Here is a 15362-nt window from a genome sequence, read left to right on the forward strand (position 1 = left end):
CGTCGGCCGCACGGTCGCACGACCCGATGCATGCAGGGGCACGCCGCCGCATGAGCGGCGACGCGCCCCGCTGATCACGCCTCGGCGCGAGCCGCCTTCCGCTGCGCCCGACGCTCACGAGCACCCTCGACCAGGGCGTACAACGCCGGCAGCACGACGAGCGTCAGCAGCGTCGATGACACCAGGCCGCCGATCACGACGAGGGCCAGCGGCTGGGAGATGAACCCCGACTTGCCCGTGAGCCCGATCGCCATCGGCAGCAGCGCGAAGATCGTCGCCAGCGCGGTCATCAGGATCGGTCGGAGGCGTCGGGTCGCGCCCTCGAGCAACGCCTCCCGGACTGGCAGGCCTCGTCGCCGGTACTGGTTCACCAGGTCGATGAGGACGATCGCGTTCGTCACGACGATGCCGACGAGCATGAGCAGCCCGATGAGCGACGCGACACCGATCGGGACGCCCGAGATGACCTGCAGCAGGATCGCACCGGTCGCGGCGAACGGCACCGAGACCAGGAGCATGAGCGGCTGGAGCAGGCTCCGGAACGTGGCGACCATGATCACGTAGACGATCAGCACGGCGACCACGACGGCGAGGCCGAGCTGCGAGAACGCCGACGACTGGCTCGCGGCGACACCGCCGATGGAGGCGCTCGCACCGCGCGGCAGGTCGAGTTCGTCGACCGCCGCGGTGACGGACTGCACGGCCGCCCCGAGGTTCGTCGCGTCCGGTGTGACGGTGATCGTGGCGGTCCGGGCGGCGTTCGTCGTCGTGACCGTCGTGGGCCCCTCGGACTGCTCGACCGTCGCGACGTCCGTCAGCGGCACGGTGCCGGTGCTCGTCGGCACGTCGAGTGAGCGCAGTGCCGCGACGGTCGTCGGCGGGTCCGGGTTCGCGATGTACACGTCGAGCGTGGCGTCGTCGATCTCGATGCTGCCGGTGTCACGTGGCGACACCGCGGCGGCCACGAGTCCACCGACCTGGGTCTCGGTGAGTCCGAGGTCGGCGGCCTTCGCCCGGTCCACCCGGACGGCGAGGAAGGGCTCCGCCGCGGACAGGTTGCTCGTCGCGCCGGTGGTGCCCTCGACCGAACGCATGGTCGCGAGGACCTTGCGTGAGGCGGTCTCGAGCTGCGCCTGCGTCGGGGCGGTGACGTCCACCTCGATGTCACTGCTGCCGCCGAACCCACCACCGGACGAGGCGATGGTGATCTCGCCCACGCCGTCGATGGCGTCGAGCCGCTTCCGGGCGTCGGCCTGGATCGTCGGCTGGTCGGCTTCCGCGTCGGTGGTGACCGCGTACTGCACGGAAGCCGATCCGCCGCCGCCGAACGCGGCCTGGATGGACTGCCCGCTCGTGCCGATGGTGGTCTGGACGGTCTCGACGCCGCGGACGTCCTGCAGTTCCCGCTCCACCTGTCGTGCGGAGTCGGACTGGACGTCGAGGCTCGAACCGGCCTTCAGGTCCTGGGTCACGGTGAAGGTGTTCTGCCCCGAGTCCCCGAGGTAGTTCGTGGTGACCAACGGCAGCGCGGCGGCCGTGCCACCCAGGACGACGACGGCGAGCAGGACCACGACGACCGGCGCCCGGACGGCCCAGCGGAGCACCGGGAGGTACACGCGACGGAGACGGTCCGAGGTGCCGGCGTCGTGCAGGTCCGCGGCGGACGCGAGCGCGGCCTCGGACGTCGGACGGACGGCGGGCTCGTCGGCACGCCCCACGGCGTGCGCGGTCTGCTCGTCCCGCTCCGCTGTGGCCCGCTCGACTGTGGCCTGCTCCACTGTGGCCTGCTCACCCGTGGCCTGCTTCGCCTTCTTCGGGCGCAGCCACCAGTACGCGAGCACCGGGACGATCGTGAGCGACACGAGCAGCGAGGCCACGAGCGCCAGGGTGACGGTCACCGCGAACGGCCGGAAGAGCTCCCCGACGAGTTCCGCGACGAAGGCCACGGGGAGGAACACCGCGACGGTCGTGAGCGTCGACGCGGTGACGGCGCCGGCGACCTCGCGGACGGCGTCGAGCACGGCCTGCGCTCGGTCGACGCCGGGGCGCATGTGCCGCTTGATGTTCTCGATGACGACGATGGAGTCGTCCACCACACGGCCGATCGCGATGGTGAGCGCGGCCAGCGTGATGATGTTGAGCGAGTAGCCCGCTGCCTGCATGCCGATCGCCGCGAGGAGCACCGACGTCGGGATCGAGACCGCCGTCACGAGGGTGGACCGCACCGAGAGCAGGAACACCAGGATGACGACGACCGCGAAGGCCAGGCCGAGCAGTCCCTCCTCGGCCAGGGAGTCGATCGACTGCTGGATGTAGGGCGCCTGGTCGAAGACGACGGTGAAGCGCGGGTCGCCCTCGATCTTGGCCTCGATGCCGGGCAGCGCGTCGCCGACGACGGTCGACACGTCGACGGTGTTGGCCTCCTGCGTCTTCGTGATCGAGATCGTCAGGGCCTGCTCGCCGTCGACGCGGCTGATCGACGTCCGCGGCGACTCCTTGATCGCGACCTCGGCGACGTCGCCGAGGGTGGTGTCGGTCGGGGTCGCGGCAGGGGTCGCGGCCGCGTCGGTGGGTGCGGCGTCGGTCGCGCCACCGGTCGTCGTCCCACCCGGGGTCGTCGCACCGGCAGCGGGCCCACCGGCGGCGGGTGCACCGGCGCCGGGTGCGCCGGTCGTGTCGGTCGACGTGGTGTCCGCCGCGTCCGATCCGCCCGAGCCGGACGAGTTGGTGAGGGGCAACGCGCGGATGTCCTCGAGCGACGCGATCCGCTCACCGGTCTGCACCGAGAGGGTCGACCCGTCCTCGGTGATCGTGCCACCCGGGATCAGCGTGCCGTTGTCGTCGAGGGCGTCCGAGATCGCCGTCTGGCTGAGCCCCCGGGCCGCGAGCTCGTCCTCGTCCGGTGTGATGACGACGCGACGCCCGGGGTTGCCGAACACGTCGGCCTGCCGGACCCCGTCGAGCTTCTCGAGGTCGGGGATCGCGGTCGCCTGCAGCCGGTCGACCAGCTCCTCCTGGTTGCCGGACGACGAGACCGCGACCTGCAGCACCGGCAGGTCGTCGAAGGACCCGGTGACGATCTGCGTCTGTACGGAGTCGGGGAGCGAGAGGGCGTTGACCGCGGTCTGGATCTTGTCCTCGGCGCTGGCCAGGTTCGAGCCGTAGTCGAACGAGGCGGAGACGACGCTCTGCCCGGTGGACGACGTCGCACTCGTCGACTCGAGGTCGGGCACGACCTGGATCGCCTGCTCGATCTTCGTCGAGACGTCGTTCGACACGACCTCCGGCGTGGCCCCCGGGTAGGCGCTGACGATGGCGACCTGCGGGAACTCGACGCTCGGGATGAGTTCCTGCTTGAGGCTCGACAGGGCGACGCCACCGAAGACGGCCACCACGATCGTCACGAGGGCGATGAGGGCGCGGTTCCGGAGACTGAAGACGGAGAGGAGGTGCACGCCCTGATCCTCGCAGCCCGGTCCTGCATCCACCCAGCCGAAGTGCATCCTGGGGATGAACGTGCAGGTACCCGGACGTGTGGCGGGGACCTCCCGGTCAGGCGGCGCCGAGCAGGGAGTACACGGCGAGCACGCCGACCGAGCCGACGACGCCGACCCCGAGCGCGACCGCACGGCCGATCGGCGACCGGGCCAGCGCGATGCCGGCGACGAGGACGCCGACCCCGACCACGATCTGGACGACCCACGTGGCGGTCCCCGTGGTCGCGGCGACCTGCAGCAGGGCGCGGGCGCCCTCGCCGATGAGGACCGCAGCGGTCACACCGGCGGCGGCACCCCGCCAGCGGCCGTCCGGAGACCGGAGCGCGACGGCGACGGCACCGGCGAGCAGCCCGGCGGGCAGTGCCATCACGACCCAGAAGTTGGTGATCGACAGCGAGTCCGGGTAGCCGCGGAGGTTCGTCGTCGCCCAGTAGCCGATGTGCATGAGCTCGAGCAGCACGACGCCGAGCGCCATCGCGAGCGCGGTCCGCAGCCGCGGTCGGACACTCCCCCGAGCGACCCCGGCGGCGAGCACGAGCAGCACGGCGACGACGAACCACGGCCCGGCCGCGTTGGAGATGGACGCCAGCTCGGGCACCGCCTGCCCGAAGCTCGTCGCGACGCCGGCGAGCACGGCCCCGGTCACCGCCATGGTGAGTCGGGCGACCGGCGGCACGGCACTGCCGCTCGGGTGCCCGGGAGCGGTCGGCGACGCGGCCCGGGCGACACCGGGAGAGGACAGGGTGCTGTTCATGGTCTCGATGCTGGCGTGCCCGTCCGCTCGTCACATCACCCGGGAGGGGCATGGGCATCCTCCGCAGGAGTGACGCGGCCGACCGCGGACCACGGACGCGGACGTCCGCGCACCACGGACGCGGCCGACCGCGCACCACAGACCACAGACCACAGACCACAGACCACGGACCACAGACGCGTGCGTCCTCAGACCACCGCCGCCGACGACCCCCGCGCGCCCACGGTCGCCCCGCCCACCCGTGCCCAGGACCGCGCGAGGGCGTCGACCACGCGCTCCCGTTCCTCCGCGGTCAGGGTGAACGGCACGCGGAGCGACCGCTCGAACCCGCCGTCCGGCCCGAACACGCCCCCGGACGCGAGCACGACCCCCTCGGACCGCGCCGCGAGGACCAGCGCGGTCGACACCGGACGCCCGAGCCCCACCCACGTGGTCAACCCGCCGGCCGGCGACGGGACGTCCCACTCCGGCAGCCGTTCCCGCAACGCGGCGACGAGGCCGTCGCGACCCGCGCGCAGGGCCGGACGCCGGGCCTCCAGGACGGCCGCCGTCTGCGGGACCAGTTCGCGCGCGACGAGTTGGTCCAGCGTCGGCGTCCCGAGGTCGCCCGTCGGCCGCGCGAGGAGCAGGCGGTGCAGGAGCTCCGGAGCAGCCCGGATCCAGCCGATCCGCAGCCCGCCCCAGAACACCTTGTCCGCCGAACCGACCATCACGACCTCACCCGGCGCCCCGGCGGCCAGCGGGGGCGCGGACGGGCCGTCGATGCGGAGCTCCCCCATCGTCTCGTCGGCCACGACGACGGTGCCGACGGCCGCGGCGGCCTCGAGCAGGACGCTCCGCGTGGACGTCGGCATGGTCGCGCCCGTCGGGTTGTGCAGCTCGGGCATGACGTAGGCCATCGTCGGCGCCGAGCGGCGCAGGGTCGCGTCGAGCACGCCCTCGTCCCACCCGCCGCGTGGGTCGACGGGGACCGACACCAGCCGACCACCGGCAGCGCGGAGGGCCTCGTGCGCGTGCGGGTAGGTCGGCGACTCGACGAGCACCGGGTCACCGCGCCCGACGAGCACCCGCGCCAGCAGCGCGATCGCGTGTTGGGCGCCGACGGTGACGATCACCTCGGAGGGCGAGGTCGGCAGCCCCCGGGCCGTGTACCGCTCCGCGATCGCCGCGCGGAGGCCCGGGTCCCCGACGGTGTCGAACCCGATCCCGGCGAGCGCCGCCGGCAGGTGCCGCATCGCGCGTTCGACGGCCTCGGCCACGACCGGGGCGCTCCGCAGGGCGGCCTTCCGCAGGTCGAGCACGTCCGCGGGCACGACGCCGCCGAACTCCTCGGGGTCCGGGCGCCCCTCGAGCGGCAGGCGGACGACGCTGCCCGACCCGCGGAGGGACGTCAGGAAGCCGTCGACGCGGAGTCGTGCGTACGCGTTCGCGACGGTGGTGCGGGAGACGCCGAGTGCGGCCGCGAGCCCGCGTTCGGCGGGCAGGCGAGCGCCGTGCGGGATGCGCCCGTCGATGACGAGGACCCGCACGGCGTCGGCGAGCGCCTCGTACGCCGGGGCGTCGGAGCCGGCACGCCAGTGCGTCAGGAGTACGGCGGCGGAGCGGGCACTGAGGAGGACGGGGGTCACGGGGTCCACAGTAGGACGATTGGCTCTCGACCAGCAGGCCAATCTGTTCCAAGCTCGAACCGTGCCCCGCTCCTCCACCGTGTCCCTCCGTCTCGTCCAACTCCTCGTCGGCCTGTTCCTCTACGGCGCCTCGGTCGCACTGCAGGTCCGCGCGGTCGTCGGCGTCTCGTCGTGGACCGTCCTCACGCAGGGCCTGGAGAACGTCCTGCCGTGGTCGTTCGGCGTCATCACGGTCGTGTCCAGCCTGGTGATCCTGCTGTTCTGGATCCCGCTCCGGCAACGACCGGGGATCGGCACGCTGCTCAACGCCCTCGCGATCGGTCCGGCGGCCGATCTGGTCCTCTGGCTGGTCCCCGAACCGGCCGGTCTGGTCGGTCGCGTGCTGCTGTTCGTCGGGAGCATCGCCCTGCTCGCGGTCGCGACGGCGTGCTACATCGGCGCGGGCTTCGGCACCGGCGCGCGGGACGGCCTGATGGTCGGGCTGCACGAACGGTTCGGCTGGCCGGTGTGGGTGGCGCGCACGGTCGTGGAGGTCACGGTCGTCGTCGTCGGCTGGCTGCTCGGCGGGGACGTCGGCGTCGGCACGGTGGTCGCCGCGTTCGCGATCGGTCCGCTGGTCCAGCCGCTCATGCCGCTGTTCCGCCGGTTCCCGTGGAGCCCCGGCCGGGAGGCCGGACCCGCTCCCGCCCCGCTGGTCGCTGACCGTCTGCCCGACGTCTCGATCTGACCCTGGCGTCCGCACAGGACGCGATGTATCGTGTTCCGAAAGACGCGATACATCGCATTCCGTCCGACACCGAGGAGCAGTCATGGCACAGGAGAAATGGCTCGTCGACGAGCCGCAGGTCATCGACACCGGGATCGTCCGCGCACTGCGGGTGGGCCTGGTCGGCGGGCAGGTGGACGTCGTCACGCACGACGAGCCGACCGCGCGCGTGGAGATCCACCAGGTCTCCGGCAAGCCCATCAAGGTGGAGATCGAGGGCGACACCCTGACGGTCGACCACCCCCAGATGCGCTGGGACGACCCCCTCGGCTTCCTCAAGTCCTTCCGCGGCGGCGGCGCCCGCGCGGACGTCAGCATCCTCGTGCCACGGGACGTCACGGTCACGCTCGGGGTCGTCTCCGCCGGCGTCCTGCTCTCCGGCACCGAGCGCGGCGCGGTGCTCAACAGCGTCTCCGGGGACGTCGTCGTCGACGCGGTCATCGGTGACGTCCAGGTCCACGCGGTCTCCGGCACGACCACGATCCGCGACCAGGTCGGCACCGTCACGCTCCGGACGGTCTCGGGCGACGTCGTCGCCACCGGCGAGATCCGTCGGTTCTCGGCCGACGCCGTCTCGTCCGCCGTGGTGCTCGACCTGCACGGCACCCCGGACAGCGTGAAGGTGAACACCGTCTCCGGCCCGGTCGACGTCCGACTCGAGCACGGCACGGCCTACACGAGCACCATCACCACCGCCACCGGCCGCCTGCAGTTCGACGACGCCGAGCTCCGCGGCACCCGCGGCACGTACACCCGGACCGACGGGGAGCTCTCCGGCTCGTACGTCGACATCCGGGTCAACTCCGTCTCCGGCGACGTCGCGATCGTGCACGGCCCGGCACCAGTCCCGGCCGCCGACACCACCCCGACCGCCGACGAGCAGGGCGGTGTCGCATGAGCCCCGTCTTCGCGCACGGACACCTGCGCCTGTACCTGCTCGTCCTGCTCGCCGACCACCCGATGCACGGCTACGAGGTCATCACCGCGCTCGGCGACCGCTTCGGCGGCACCTACGTCCCGAGTGCCGGCACCGTGTACCCGCGGCTCGCCAAGCTCGAGGAGGACGGCCTGGTCACGAAGACCTCCGACGGCCGGAAGACCGTCTACGCGATCACCGAGGCCGGTCGCGCCGAGCTCGACGCACGAGCCGACGAGGTCGCCCAGCTCGAGAACGGTGTCGCGGACAGCGTGAAGTCGCTCGCCGACGGCGTCCGCGCGTCGGTCGGCGCCGCGATGGAGTCGCTCCGCGCCGACCTCGCCGCCGCGCAGCACAGCGGCCCGACGGGGACCCCGGGTGCCGCCGGCGCCGAGCCGGCACCGGTCACGGGGTCCGGCGGCCGGACCCTCCGCGACGCCGAGATGGCGGTCGCCGTGTTCCGGCAGCAGCTCCGTGCCGACCTGCGTCGCCGCGCAGCCCGCGGCACGCTCGACGACGCTGCGGTCCAGCGCCTCCGTGACGGCCTGGAGGCCCTGCGCGGGTCGTTCTGACGCGACCGGACACCAGGACGACCGGTCCGGCGGGGCGGACGCGGTCCGGGCCTCCCGGCCGCCACCGGAGCACCGACCGTCGAACCTGTCCGTTCCTTCAGAGAAGGACAGGAGAACCCTTCCGATCCGCGGCGATCCGCGGATCGGAGCGGTTCTCTGCGTCCCATCGGGTCGTGGGGGAATACGGTTCCGGCCTCCGGTGTTGCGTTCGCCCCGCCAACGAGTAAGTTCGTCGCTCGTGACCAACGAGACCCGGTCGTTGAAAGCCCGACTGATCGGCGACCCGCTCCCCTCCGAGAAACTCGAGGGGCAGCTCCTGCCGAAGCACCTGGCGCTCCCCATCTTCGCCAGCGACCCGCTCTCCTCCGTGGCGTACGCACCGCAGGAACTGCTCATGATCCTGCTGCTCGGCGGGATGGCGTTCCTGACGTTCGCCCCCTGGGTGGCCGCGCTCGTCGTGCTGCTGCTCGTGGTCGTCGTCGCGTCCTACCGGCAGCTCATCAAGGCGTACCCGTCCGGGGGCGGCGACTACGAGGTCGCGCACCGGAACCTCGGCGAGAAGGCCGGGCTCGTCGTCGCGAGCGCCCTCCTCGTCGACTACGTGATGACGGTCGCCGTGTCGGTGGCCTCCGGCGTCGACAACATCATCTCGGCGCTGCCGATGCTCAACCCGTTCCGCGTGGAGCTGGCGCTCCTGTTCGTCGTGCTGCTGGCGGCCGCGAACCTCCGCGGCGTCCGCGAGTCGAGCAAGGCCTTCGCCGTCCCGACCTACCTGTTCGTGGCGAGCGTCTTCCTGATGGTCGTGACCGGCCTCGTCCGCATCGTCGCCGGGGACGCGCCCGTGGCCGAGTCCGCCGGCTACACCGTCGAGAACATCGAGCACACCACGCAGGCGGCCTTCATCCTCCTGCTCCTCCGGGCCTTCGCGTCCGGCTGTTCCGCGCTCACCGGTGTCGAGGCGATCGCGAACGGCATCCCGGCCTTCCGCCGCCCGAAGATCAAGAACGCGCAGCAGACCCTCGTGCTCATGGGCGGCATCGCGATCGTGCTGTTCGTCGGCCTCATCACGCTCGCCCTCGTCTCCCGCGTGCACTACGCCGAGAACGCGTGCGACCTGCAGGGCTTCGCGGACTGTGCTGCCACACCGCAGCGTTCCCTCATCGCCCAGATCGCCGCAGCCACGTTCGGCAACAACTCGGTCCTGTTCTTCGTCATCCAGGCGACCACGGCGGCGGTGCTGCTCCTCGCCGCGAACACGGCCTTCAACGGGTTCCCGCTGCTCGGCTCGATCCTGGCGCGCGACTCCTACGCCCCGAAGGCGCTGTCCACCCGCGGTGACCGGCTCATCTACTCGAACGGCGTCATCGTGCTCGCGCTCGTCGCGGCCGCACTGCTCATCGTCTACCGGGCGAACGTCACGAGCCTGATCCAGCTGTACATCATCGGTGTGTTCGTCTCGTTCACGCTCGGGCAGAGCGGGATGGTCAAGCACTGGGTGAGCCTGCTCCGCGCCGACCGTGCCGGCACCGCCGGGGAGCCCGTGCACCGCGGGCAGGTCGTCCGCAGCCTCACGATCAACTCGATCGGCGCCACCTTCACGTTCGTGGTGCTCGTCATCGTCACCATCACGAAGTTCACGCACGGCGCCTGGCTCGTCTTCGTGATCATGCCGGTGCTGTTCGTGCTCATGCTCGGCGTGAACCGCTACTACCGCGACGTCTCGCACGAGATCGCGGCCGACGCGGAGACCGAGTTCGGCGCCACGGGCGACCACGCCATCGTCCTCGTGAACAAGCTGCAGAAGCCGGTGCTGAAGGCGCTCGACTACGCCATCGCCGCGAAGCACGCCGACCTCGAGGCGGTGCACGTCGCCATCGACGACGCCGAGGCCGCGCGCCTCCGGGAGCAGTGGGCCGAGCACGGCATCGAGGTCCCGCTGACGATGGTGCCGAGCCCGTACCGCGACATCTCGATGCCGCTCATCAAGTACATCAAGGCGCACCGGCTCGAACACGGGTCCGAGGTCGTCACGGTCTACACCCCGGTGTTCATCGTCGGCCACTGGTGGGAGGGGCTGCTGCACAACCACCGCGGCCGCCGCATCCGCAAGAAGCTGCTGCTCATGCACGGCGTCACGGTCGCGCTCGTCCCCTGGCTGCTCGACTCGTCGGAGCTGCTCTACGGCAAGCGCTCCCGCCCCTTCCCCGGGCAGGACCGCCGCGGCGAGCCCGTCCGCCCCGCCCTCCGCCGGTCGCCGCACGGCGTCTTCCGCTCGGAGGCCGAGGAGGACCGGCTCATCCGCTCCGCCCAGCGCAACAGCCTGGAACCGCAGAAGCTCGCGAACGCCGGCACCCCCTCGCGCCGAGCGACGCGACCGGCCGGCCCCGCGGAGGGCGTCGACCCCGCGACCTGCACGGGTGAGATCCGCTCCCTCGTCCCGACCGCCCCGCCGGTTCCGCACACGCCGGACGACCGCGCCTGAGCCGAGCACGGTCGAGCGATGACCCCGCGTGACGGTGTCCGGTCGTACCATGTGACCCCATGACCACCGTGCCCGAGGACCTCCGTACCTTCGCGACCTTCGACGGACACGGCGGCAAGGTCTCGAAGCGCGTCGAGGTGCTCGACCACCGCCCGCCGGTCTCGCCGGACGGCCGCTACGACGGGCTCGTCGCGGTGCGCGGCGAGCACCCGCTCGGCGCGCTCGACGAGCGCGCCGCCGACGACTCCGCCGAACTGACGCGCGGCGTCGCGAGCATCGGCTGGGTGGACCCGGCCACGCTCCGGGACTGGTACCGGCCGGACCGGGTCGTGGTGAGCCTCCTGGACGCCCGCCGTTCCGGGCTGGAGCCCGGGGTCTACGCCGACTCGCGAGGGCGCGGCCGGGTCCGCATCGACGGCCAGGAGGCCCACCTCGGCTCCGACGGGCGGCCCGCGTTCCGCGCACTGGCTGGGACGGCGGAGGCCCCGAAGGTCGACGTCCCACTGCCGATGGACCAGGCCGTGCGGCTCGTGGTCGTGACCGTCGCGGGGCGCGACGGCGACGACCTGGGCGGGACAGCACCGGCGCACCGCACGTCGACCGGTGCTGCCGGCGTGGAGGTCGTGACGACGCCCGTGGCGCCGCTCCTGGCCCCCGGCGAGTACCCGGAGTACGCCGACGACGTGCCGGGGCTGCCGCCGCGACCCGCGTCCGGACGGGTCCGCGTGAGCGCCTCGGTGCTGCTGGACGGGGCCCTGCACCCGGTGGACCGGCTCGACGAACAGGCGAACACGCTCTGGATCGAGCGGGGCGGCCGGGTCGTCCCGATCGCGGCGAGCGACGTCGGCGGAGACCTGGTGCGGTACACGGCGACGCCGGTCTGACGCGGGACTGGCGCCGGATGGCGCCGGACTGGCGCCGGTCCGGCGTCGCCTGTCCGTTCGCCGGTCGTCGGGGGACGCCGTGCTGCGCGAGACGTCGGGGGTGCGGCGTACGGTCACGCTCATGAGTGATGCAGACCAGAACCAGCCGGAGACCCTCGGCGGCGAGCGCCCGGACCCGTCGACCACCGCGAGCAAGGACCCCGAGCAGTGGGTGACCGGTGACGAGCCGATGACCGGCCCGCAGCGCAGCTACCTCGACACCCTCGCGCGCGAAGCCGGCGAGGAGCTCCCCGCCGACCTCAACAAGGCCGAGGCCTCGGAGAACATCGACCGTCTGCAGCAGAAGACCGGCCGCGGCACCAACTGAACCGCAGGCGTTGCTGTACGGCGGTCCGCATCCCAGCGGGCCGCCGTCCGGCATCTCCGTCGCGATCGCCGTCCCCGTCGCGGTCAGGGTCGACCGGGACTGCCGGACGGAGCCGCGAGGCGCCCGATGCCAGCGGTGCGGTCCACCGCTGTCGGTCACGCCCGAGCGGGTGACCGCTCCCCGTCGTCCGCGGCCAGCACCGCCAGGACCTGGCGGGCGATCCGACGACCGGCGCGGTTCGCACCGATGGTCGACGCCTGCGGGCCGTACCCGGCGAGGAAGAGGCGCGGTTCGGCTCCGGCACGCCCGTCCTCCACGACGACCCCACCGGCCTCGGTCCGCAGGTGCAGCGGCGCGAGGTGCCGGAGGTCCGCGCGGAACCCGGTCGCCCAGATGACGGCGTCGGCGTGCACGTGCTCACCGGTCGCGGTCTCGACGCCGTCCGCGTCGAGCCGGACGAACATCGGCTCGGGCTGCAGCAGCCCACGCGCCAGGCCGCGTCGGATCCGCGGTGAGACCGGGAGGCCCGTCCCGCTGACGATGCTCGGCAGCGTCCGTCCCGCCTTCGCTGCCCGGTCCTGGTCCTCGACGGCCGCCACGGCGGCGCCGAGCGCGAGATCCGGGTCGTCGGACCAGACCACCGGGCGACGGGTGAACCACCGCGTGGTCCGGGCGACGCCGTCGAGCTCGAGCAGGAAGCCGATGGCGCTCGTGCCACCACCGACGACCACGACGTCCTGCCCCGCGAACTCCGACGCGTCGCGGTACCCCGTCGTGTCGAGCTGACGGCCCCGGAACACGTCGCGACCCGGCACCCACGGCACGAACGGTGTGCCCCACGTACCGGAGGCGTTGACGACCACCTCCGCGCGGATCACCCCGGTGGTCCCGTCGTCGTCGCGGGTCTCGACCACCAGCGCGGGCGTACTGCCAGCCGGACCGGACTCGACCTCGCGGCGGACCGCCGTGACGGCGACGGGGCGACGCACCCGGAGGTCGTGGTGCTGCTCGAACCGCCGGTAGTACTCCGCGACGACGTCACGGGCCGGACGTGAGCGGTCCGCGTCGTCGAAGTGCAATCCCATCTCGTGCATGCCCGGCAGGTCGTGCACCCGGTGCGCGAGGCCGAGCCGGAGGGCCTCCCAGCGGAACTGCCACGCGCCTCCCGTTCCCGGAGCACGGTCGAGGACGACCAGGTCGCGGCCGGCGGTCAGTCCGGCGCGCTGGAGGTGCCAGGCGACGGAGAGGCCTGCCTGGCCCGCGCCGATCACGACGACACGGGCGTGTTGGTCGGCGGTGCGCATCACCCTCGATTCTGCTGTGCTCGGGACGCGCCGGGCGAAGTCGGCAACGGGGTACATGGTAAAGTGGCCGACAGATTTCAAACCACGAACCGTCTGTTCTTCCCGGGTGCACACTCGTCGCCCGCCGAGACCGGACACGAGCCGACACAGAGGGGGTCACGCATGGGGCGCGGCCGTCAGAAGGCGAAGCACACCAAGGTCGCCCGGGAGCTGAAGTACTTCAGCCCGGACACGAACTACGGTGCTCTCGAACGCGAACTCTCCGTCGCACAACAGTCGGACGAGCCCGACTACGTCGACCGCTGGGCCGACGAGTTCGGTGACGATGGTGACCTGGAGAACCAGACGGACACGAACAAGTCCGCCTGACCTCCCGGTCTGACGACGCCGCGCCCCTCCGGGGAGCGCGGCGTCTCGTCGTGCCCGGGCTGATGCCTCGTCGGGCCTCCGCTGCGGCACGCCGTGCCGGCCTCGCCTCCGCCGGGGTTGCACGGTCTGCCGCCGCCGGGCATCCGCCGGGGTTGCACGGTCTGCCGCCGCCGGGCATCCGCCGGGGTCGCACGGTCTGCCGCCGCCGGGCATCCGCCGAGGTTGCGCGATCTGCCGCCTCCGCGCGCCGGTGGCGGCCGCTTCTGCGACCTCGACGGAGCGCGCATGGCGGGTCGTGCGACCTCGACGACGCCGCGCGCGGTGAGTCGTGCGACCTCGACGGAGCGCGCACGGCGGGTCGTGCGACCTCGACGACGCCGCGCGCGGTGAGTCGTGCGACCTCGACGGAGCGCGCACGGCGGGTCGTGCGACCTCGACGACGCCGCGCGCGGTGAGTCGTGCGACCTCGACGGAGCGCGCACGGCGGGTCGTGCGACCTCGACGACGCCGGGCACGGTGAGTCGTGCGAACGCGGCGACGCCTCGACGACGCGCGGCACCGAGGAGGTTCCGCAACTCGCCGTGCGTCGGACGTCCCGGTGCCACGAACGCGGGATCTCGCGCGCCGAGGTTCCGTGATTCTGGAACCTCGGGGAACGGGCCGCGCGGGGCGGTACTGAGCGGGGCGCCTCAGCCCGCGTAGGACCCCACGAGGCGCACGGCCCCGCCGTCGACGCCCTTGGCGCCCTGCTCGAACCCGGTCAGGTCGCGCGTACCGATCGACACCGAGCCGACCGTCCACGCGGGCAGTCCGGCTGCCCCGAGGGTCGCGATGACCTCGTCCGCCGCGGCACCGGACACGACGGCGAACATGCCGATGCCGAGGTTCCAGGTGCCCTCGGTGTCCTCGATCGGGGTGCCGGCCAGGTCGGCGAGCACGCGGAACACCGGCAGCGGCTGCCAGGTGGACCGCTCGACCTCGACCCAGGACCCGACGGGCAGCACGCGCGCCAGGTTCGCCGCGATGCCACCGCCCGTCACGTGCGAGAGCGAGTGCACGGCACCGGGGTGCTGCTCGATCAGGTCCAGCAGCGGGGTCGTGTACAGGCGGGTCGGCTCGAGCAGGGCCTCCCCCACCAGGCCGCCGAGCTCCGGCAGCGTGTCCGTGTAGCCGATGCCGCGCTGGCCGAGGACGTGCCGGACGAGCGAGTACCCGTTCGAGTGCAGTCCGGAGGACTCGATCGCGATGACCGCGTCGCCGTCCTGCACGAGGTGCGCGCCGAGCTGCGAGCCGGCCTCGACCGCGCCGACCGCGGCACCGGCGACGTCGTAGTCGTCCGGACCGAGCAGGCCGGGGTGTTCCGCGGTCTCGCCACCGACGAGCGCGGTGCCCGTGGCCGCACAGCCGCGGGCGATCCCGGCGACGATGTCGGCGATCCGGTTCGGCACGACCCGGCCGCAGGCGATGTAGTCCGTCATGAAGAGCGGCTTCGCGCCGACCACGACGATGTCGTCGACGACCATGCCGACCAGGTCCTGCCCGATGGTGTCGTGCTTGTCGATGGCCTGCGCGATCGCGACCTTCGTCCCCACACCGTCGGTCGAGGTCGCGAGCAGCGGGCGCTCGAAGTCCTTGAGGAACGAGACGTCGTAGAGCCCGGCGAAGCCACCGACGCCGCCCAGGACGGACGCGTTGTGCGTCGCCGAGACGGCGGACTTCATGAGCTCGACGGCCAGGTCACCGGCGGCGGTGTCGACACCGGCCTCGGCGTAGGGGTTGGGCATACGTCGTCCTCCGCTGGGCATGGCAGACTTGTTCGGTAC

12 protein-coding genes are annotated in these 15362 nt (G+C 72.6%); 7 read left to right on the forward strand and 5 right to left on the reverse strand.

Annotated features, from left to right (window positions below; translation table 11 throughout):
- Positions 1-74: 74 nt before the first annotated feature.
- The 3 genes from DEI84_RS10055 to DEI84_RS10065 all read right to left on the reverse strand — a co-directional run bounded on the left by DEI84_RS10055 (position 75) and on the right by DEI84_RS10065 (position 5879).
- A complete protein-coding gene (locus tag DEI84_RS10055; protein ID WP_110890721.1) occupies positions 75-3455 on the reverse strand; it encodes an efflux RND transporter permease subunit in 3381 nt (1126 codons plus the stop codon).
- A gap of 97 nt (positions 3456-3552) precedes the next feature.
- Positions 3553-4251 (reverse strand): DUF6518 family protein, encoded by a 699-nt coding sequence (locus tag DEI84_RS10060; protein WP_110890722.1) that lies wholly within the window; start codon positions 4249-4251, stop codon positions 3553-3555.
- A gap of 188 nt (positions 4252-4439) precedes the next feature.
- On the reverse strand, positions 4440-5879 hold the full coding sequence (locus DEI84_RS10065; protein WP_110890797.1) for a PLP-dependent aminotransferase family protein: 1440 nt from the start codon (positions 5877-5879) through the stop codon (positions 4440-4442).
- 61 nt (positions 5880-5940) lie between these two features.
- Here DEI84_RS10065 and DEI84_RS10070 point away from each other — a divergent pair, with 61 nt between their 5' ends.
- From DEI84_RS10070 to DEI84_RS10095, 6 genes are all read left to right on the forward strand, one after another.
- Complete coding sequence (locus DEI84_RS10070; protein ID WP_110890723.1) at positions 5941-6606, forward strand: YitT family protein; 666 nt, start codon at positions 5941-5943, stop codon at positions 6604-6606.
- 82 nt (positions 6607-6688) lie between these two features.
- Positions 6689-7543, forward strand: coding sequence for a DUF4097 family beta strand repeat-containing protein (locus DEI84_RS10075; protein ID WP_110890724.1), 855 nt, complete (start codon positions 6689-6691; stop codon positions 7541-7543).
- Complete coding sequence (locus tag DEI84_RS10080; protein ID WP_110890725.1) at positions 7540-8133, forward strand: PadR family transcriptional regulator; 594 nt, start codon at positions 7540-7542, stop codon at positions 8131-8133. Before DEI84_RS10075 ends, DEI84_RS10080 begins: the two co-directional genes overlap by 4 nt.
- Positions 8134-8371: 238 nt before the next feature.
- The gene (locus DEI84_RS10085; protein ID WP_258371754.1) at positions 8372-10615 is read left to right on the forward strand and encodes an APC family permease; all 2244 of its coding nucleotides are present in this window, start codon (positions 8372-8374) and stop codon (positions 10613-10615) included.
- 59 nt (positions 10616-10674) lie between these two features.
- Positions 10675-11499 (forward strand): hypothetical protein, encoded by an 825-nt coding sequence (locus tag DEI84_RS10090; RefSeq protein WP_110890726.1) that lies wholly within the window; start codon positions 10675-10677, stop codon positions 11497-11499.
- A 121-nt stretch (positions 11500-11620) separates the two neighbouring features.
- On the forward strand, positions 11621-11866 hold the full coding sequence (locus DEI84_RS10095) for a DUF3072 domain-containing protein (RefSeq protein WP_110823514.1): 246 nt from the start codon (positions 11621-11623) through the stop codon (positions 11864-11866).
- A 155-nt stretch (positions 11867-12021) separates the two neighbouring features.
- Here DEI84_RS10095 and DEI84_RS10100 read toward each other — a convergent pair whose 3' ends face one another.
- Positions 12022-13170: an NAD(P)-binding domain-containing protein gene (locus tag DEI84_RS10100; RefSeq protein ID WP_110890727.1), complete on the reverse strand. Its 1149-nt coding sequence runs from the start codon at positions 13168-13170 to the stop codon at positions 12022-12024.
- Between the two features lie 162 nt (positions 13171-13332).
- Here DEI84_RS10100 and DEI84_RS10105 point away from each other — a divergent pair, with 162 nt between their 5' ends.
- Entirely contained in the window at positions 13333-13539 is a 207-nt protein-coding gene (locus DEI84_RS10105; protein WP_110823512.1) for a DUF3073 domain-containing protein, read from the forward strand.
- Between the two features lie 689 nt (positions 13540-14228).
- Here the strand turns inward: DEI84_RS10105 and purM are convergent.
- A complete protein-coding gene (purM, locus tag DEI84_RS10115; RefSeq protein ID WP_110890729.1) occupies positions 14229-15323 on the reverse strand; it encodes a phosphoribosylformylglycinamidine cyclo-ligase in 1095 nt (364 codons plus the stop codon).
- Positions 15324-15362: the final 39 nt, after the last annotated feature.

The sequence above is a fragment of the Curtobacterium sp. MCBD17_023 genome (assembly GCF_003224415.1).
In the GTDB taxonomy this organism is placed as follows: domain Bacteria; phylum Actinomycetota; class Actinomycetes; order Actinomycetales; family Microbacteriaceae; genus Curtobacterium.